Raw genomic sequence first — 5,151 nt, 5'->3', positions numbered from 1 at the left:
GAGAAGTTCGACGTCGTCCTGGACTCCGGCTGCCTGCACTCCTTGATCGGCGGCGACCGCCATCGTTATCGATCGCAGCTGCTTTCGTGGCTTTCTCCGGGCGGGGACACATCCTCGGTCATTTCGGAAAGAGACATTCTCTCGACTGGCGACCGATCGGGCCCAAGCGGCGCACCCGCAAGCAAATCGTCGGGTTCTTTGCTCCCGCGCTCGAGGAGCTGAAATACGTGAAGCAGCTCATAACCGGAATCCCGCTCCCGATCGGTCCCACGGTTCAGGGGCAAGGATTCTGGTTCCGACGAAAACCGGATCGCGAATCGACGTAGCGCTTGCTCGAGTCTTCGAGCTTCGACATGCGAGTTTCCGTGCCGACACGGTCCGAGGTATCCTCGCCTGGGTGCTTGGCTACCTGTTTCCGACGATCGAAGAGAAAGAGCCCAGGTTCCGAGCCGAGGTCGCAAGGCTGAGCCTCTTGGGCCTTCGCGTCATCGGCGCGATCTGCATCGGGGCGCCGCTGGCGATGCTCACGATGGGCCTGTTGTGGCTTCCGTCGTACCCGGGCATCACGGGCCTGTGGGCGGATCTGCTGTTCATCGCCATGGGTAGTCTCCTCGTCGGCCTTTCGTTCGTTCCATCGCTCCAGGCGCATGCGCGCGGGCTCGGCGTGCTCTCCGGCTTCCTGAGCGCGACGCTCCAGACCGTCGGCATGCAGGCCAGTGCCGACTTCCACCAGGCGACTCTCCATACGACGCCCGACCAGCATTTCCCGTTCACCATGACGTTGGTGCTCCTCGTGGGCCTCGCGGCGCTGCCGATGAAGCCGGTTCAAACCTTCGGCCTCGGGTGCGCCATCGTGTCTCTCTTCGCGGTGACCAAGTATGTGGCAAACGGTCCGGAGGCTCTCATCGGATGGGAGGCATTTCCTATCGTGCTCTCGCTCATGATGCTTCTCATTACCACCGGCTTGACCGTCGTCCTATATCACCAGCGCGCTTTCGCGTTTCTCGCACGGGTGCGTGCGGAGGAGTCGTTCGAGGCGTTGAAGAACGCCCAGGCGAGCCTTCTGCTCGAGCGGAACGCGGCCTCTCAAAGCCGTTTCGCCGCGGCAATGAGCCACGAGCTCGGGAGCCCCATTGGCGCTCTGGCGAGCACTTTCGAGACGCTCGCGCATCTCGTCGAGAGCGCGCTCGAAAAGGATTCGAGGCAAGCCCGCGCTGCGTCGGAGGCGATCGAATCGGGACGCTCCTCCTACCAGCGTCTGATCCAGGTGGTAGACCGCATGCGCAGCTTGACCAACCTCGATCGCGCCGAAGTGCAGGTCGTGGACGTGAACACGCTGTGCCGCGACACGGTCGCGTTTCTCGAGGCCGAGCTTACCTCGGTGCATGTCGAGCTGAAGCTCGCCGACGTCCCTCCCCTTCGGTGTCGGCCCGACCAACTGGGCACAGCGATCTCGAACTTGCTGCGCAACGCCGCCGCCGCGGTCGAGCACCGTGGAACGATCGAGCTTCGGAGCGGGTCGAAGGACGGCACGGTCGTCATCGAGATCCATGACAACGGACACGGCATCGAGCCGGAGCGGCTGGAGCGCCTGTTCGAGCCCGAGTTTCGCATCGATCGCGATCGGGTAACGACGACGAACTGGAGCCTCTTCGTATCTCGCGCCATCGCCAGCGAGCACCGGGGCCGCCTCGAGCTCGAGAGCGCACCGGGAATGGGCACGACGGCCCGGCTCTTGCTCCCTTTCGCCGCCTGAGGCCATGACCGCGGAGATGTTCGCCGCCTACGTGGTCGCCTGTGTCGTTCTCTTGTTCATCCCCGGCCCCACCATTCTCCTCGTCGTGAGCTACGCGCTCTCACGGGGACGGAGCAGCGCCATGTGGACGATTACCGGCGTCATTCTCGGCGACGCCGTGGCCATGGGGGTGTCGCTCCTGGGACTCGGCGCGCTGCTCCTGGCTTCGGCGACGTTTTTCGTTTTCTTGAAGACCGCGGGGGCGGCCTACCTCGTGTACCTCGGGGTCAAGATGTGGCGCAAGCCAACCGCGCTCGATGCGGGCACGGTGCGAGCCGTCGAGGGTGGAAGGACGATGGCGCTCGACGCCTTCACCGTCACGGTTTTGAATCCCAAGAGCGGGCTGTTCTTCGTCGCGTTCCTCCCTCAGTTCATGAACCGAAACGAGGCCCTCCTTCCGCAAGCGGTTCTTCTCGGTGTCACGTTTCTGATTCTTGCTTTCGTGAGCGTCACGCTATACGCCCTCCTCGCCTCCGGGGCGCGGGATTTCTTCGAAGCGCCCTCCGCTTCCAAGGTCCTTAACCGCATCGGCGGGGGGGCGCTCGTGGGAGCGGGGATCTTCGCGGCCGCGGCTCGCTGAGCAAACACAGCAAACCGCCGAGAGTTGCAGGGCCACCCCTTGGCTCTGATAGAATGCACTTGCCTCGCCGTGCCCTCGTTTCGTTGACGCGACCCTGGCCCCCGGGGGCCGCATCCGCGCCGGCGGCTCGCTAGGAGTCGTTATGAAAGCCATCGATCTGAAATTATTCGAGAAGCGGATCAAGCTCCGTCCCATCGAGTCCAAGGACTTCGACCAGATCATCGCCCTGCATTCCAAATGTTTTCCCGGCATGTTGAACTGGACGAAGGAGCAGCTCCAGTCCCAGATCGACACATTCCCCGAGGGACAGCTCTGCATCGAGCATCGAGGCAAGATCGTCGCCTCCTGCTCGAGTCTCATCGTCGAGTTCTCCGAGTACTCCGAGTGGCACAACTGGCAGGAGATTTCGGACAACGGTTACATCCGGAATCACGATCCCGAGGGAGACACCCTTTATGGGATGGAGATGATGGTGGACCCCGAGTACCGGGGAATGAAGCTCGCCCGCCGCCTCTACGACGAGCGAAAGGAGCTCGTGGTGGAGAGGAACCTCTATCGCATCATCATCGGGGGTCGAGTTCCCGGCTACGGCAAACATTCGAAGAAGATGACGGCGCGGGAGTACGTCGACGACGTGCTGGACAAGCGGCTCTTCGACCCCGTGCTCACCGTCCAGCTCGCCAACGGGTTCAAGCTCATGAGGCTCATCCCCGACTATCTTCCCGACGACGACGAGTCTCGGGGTTACGCCACCTTTCTCGAATGGGTCAACATCGATTGTGTGGCAGACCGCAGGAAGCGCTTCCTCCAGGTCTCTTCGGCGCGAATCACCGTGGTTCAATACGAGCTCCGGACTATCAAGAGCTTCGACGACTTCGCACAACAATGCGAGTTCTTCGTGGACGTCGCCTCCGACTACAAGTCGGATTTCGTGGTGTTCGGCGAGCTGATCACCGCGCAGCTCTTCTCGCTCATCGCTCCCGACCGGCCCGAGCTCGCTGCCAGAAAACTCGCAGAGATCACGCCGCAATATCTCGACCTTTTCACCAACCTGGCGATCCGCCACGACGTGAACATCGTCGGCGGCTCTCAACTCCTGGTCGAGGACGACTATTTGTACAACGCCGCCTATCTCTTCCGTCGCGACGGCACCCTGGAGCGGCAATACAAGATTCACATCACCCCCTCGGAGAGGCGGTGGTGGGGGGTGCAGGCGGGAGACGAGGTCGGAGTCTTCGACACTGATTGCGGCAAGGTCGCCATCTTCATCGGCTACGACATCCAGTTCCCCGAGATCGTTCGCATCGCCGTCGAGAAAGGGGCGCGAATCCTCTTCGTGCCTTTCAACACGGATTCCCGCGAGGACTACCTCCGGGTTCGAATCTGCGCCCAGGCACGCTGCATCGAGAACCACGTCTATGCCGCCATCGCCGGCTGCGTGGGAAACATGCCTTTCGTGGGCGAGGGCGACGTTCACTACGGACAGTCGGGGATATACACGCCCTGCGATTTCCTCTTCAGCCGCGACGGTGTGGCGGCGGAGTCCATGCCGAACATCGAGACCGTGGTCACTCACGACGTGGACACCGCGCTTCTGGCACGGCACCGGTTGATTGGAACGGTCCAGAACTGGAACGACCGGAGGCTCGATCTCTATCGCGTCACCTACGGAGAGGATATCGTCGCAGCGGGGGCGAAGCCGAAAGACAGGGCCCAGAGTGCTTGAGCCGGCACTCGCGGAGGCGGGGCGACGGTTCCGTCCAAACGGATCGATTCTTGAGCCTCACTTTCGTTCCTTGACCCCCCGGATGGCGCCGCGCACGAGGTTGTAGGCGGCCTGTAGCGAAAGACCATCTGGGTCGCGCTCACCCGAAGGCGTCGAGGCGATGCCAAGAGCGGCCGCCTTCTCGTACCGGAACATCTCGGTGAGCGCGTCGGCTAGCTCCTGGCTCGTGGGACCGTCAGGGACGGTGAGCGGGTGTCCCGAGACTTCTCGGGGATCGAGCACGTCCATATCGATGTGAATGTAGATGAGATCCACCAGCGAGGAAAGACGCTCCATCTGAGCGTGGATGTTCTCGGAGCGCTTGCGAATGTCGTCCACGGTGATCATCTCGATCTCGGATCGGTCGATGAGCTCCTGTTCGAGAGGATCGGTGTCCCGCACGGCTGCCATCACGATGTAGCGAGTCGGAAGTGCGGGATCGAGCCCCGACTCCATCCGGAGGTTCCTCAAGCACATGCCCGCCGATACCGCGACCGGCATCCCGCCCAGCATGCCGGAAAGAGTCGTCTCCGGAGTGTTGAAATCGCCGTGGGCATCGATGAAGACGAGCCCGACCTTTCGAGGCCGTCGCGTTGGACCTGAGTCCTGAAGTCCGCCCAGGACTCCCATTAAAGAGCTACAGTTCGCGAGCAGGCCGATCGTGAGATAACCATCGCGCTCGTTCTCGGCCACCATCTCACCGAGATGGTAATTCGCGAGCCCGAGACGATGCCACTCGCCATAGTCGTTCTCCTCTTCCGGTGTCAGCGCCACGCGGGGGATTTCTTTGACTTTGGCCCCGAGCTCCTCTAGCAGCGCGACGACTCCCCCCGCCTCGAGGTAGTCGGGCACGGGAGAGATTTCCGGAACGTTACGTGCCCCGGAGTAGGGCATTTTCACTGGCGCCACCCGGATGCGTCCGTCGGAATCTCGGTACCGGTTTTCCTGGCCCCAGCCGAGGGTCGAGACCAAGCCGAGCGTGATTACCCCTAGACCACGTAGCATTCCATC

General features: G+C 62.3%; 5 protein-coding genes. 4 read left to right on the top strand and 1 reads right to left on the bottom strand.

Going from position 1 to position 5,151, the window contains the following annotated elements:
• The 4 genes from VEK15_12090 to VEK15_12075 form a co-directional block, all read left to right on the top strand.
• Positions 1-326: hypothetical protein (locus tag VEK15_12090; GenBank protein HXV61430.1), on the top strand; the 326-nt coding region annotated here is incomplete at its 5' end.
• Positions 327-397: 71 nt separating this feature from the next.
• Entirely contained in the window at positions 398-1,756 is a 1,359-nt protein-coding gene (locus tag VEK15_12085; GenBank protein HXV61429.1) for a HAMP domain-containing sensor histidine kinase, read from the top strand.
• A 4-nt stretch (positions 1,757-1,760) separates the two neighbouring features.
• Complete coding sequence (locus tag VEK15_12080) at positions 1,761-2,375, top strand: LysE family translocator (protein HXV61428.1); 615 nt, start codon at positions 1,761-1,763, stop codon at positions 2,373-2,375.
• A gap of 142 nt (positions 2,376-2,517) precedes the next feature.
• The gene (locus VEK15_12075) at positions 2,518-4,101 is read left to right on the top strand and encodes a GNAT family N-acetyltransferase (protein HXV61427.1); all 1,584 of its coding nucleotides are present in this window, start codon (positions 2,518-2,520) and stop codon (positions 4,099-4,101) included.
• A gap of 57 nt (positions 4,102-4,158) precedes the next feature.
• Here VEK15_12075 and VEK15_12070 read toward each other — a convergent pair.
• The coding region (locus tag VEK15_12070; protein HXV61426.1) for an arginase family protein at positions 4,159-5,151 on the bottom strand (993 nt) is incomplete at its 5' end.

This window comes from Vicinamibacteria bacterium, from assembly GCA_035620555.1.
Lineage (GTDB): Bacteria > Acidobacteriota > Vicinamibacteria > Marinacidobacterales > SMYC01 > DASPGQ01.
The sequence above is the reverse complement of the archived record's forward strand: the minus strand, read 5'-3'. Positions and strand labels throughout refer to the sequence as shown.

Bases quoted from the DNA above. Each gene is read 5' to 3' on its own strand.
- VEK15_12080 (HXV61428.1), top strand. From the start codon at position 1,761: ATGACCGCGGAGATGTTCGCCGCCTACGTGGTCGCCTGTGTCGTTCTC.
- VEK15_12075 (HXV61427.1), top strand. From the start codon at position 2,518: ATGAAAGCCATCGATCTGAAATTATTCGAGAAGCGGATCAAGCTCCGT.